The sequence below is a fragment of the Thermus sp. FJN-A genome (genome assembly GCF_054655095.1).
The window spans coordinates 1-244 of record NZ_BAAHSC010000153.1; the positions used below are offsets into that span (position 1 = coordinate 1).

At 78.3% G+C, this 244-nt stretch carries 1 pseudogene; it reads right to left on the minus strand.

From position 1 onward, the window contains the following. A pseudogene (locus tag ACYQ0J_RS00785) lies at positions 1-244 on the minus strand (metal-dependent hydrolase); the annotation flags it as partial.

Sequence of the window (244 nt, forward strand, 5' to 3'; positions counted from 1 at the left end):
GGGGGGGGCGGGGGGGGGGGGGGGGGGGGGGGGGGCGGGCCTCCCCGGTGACCCAGACCCTCCGGGCGGACCGGGGGAGGGCCTGCAGGAGGTCGGCGAGAAGCCTCCCCGAGAGGTCCAGCCGCCACTCCCTGAGGACCTGGGGCCTCCCCCGGACCATGCGCACCCGGTAGGCCACCACCTGGCCGTCCCGGCTCACCGCCAGGGTGCGGCCCAACTCGTCCTCAACCAGAACCCCTTCCCG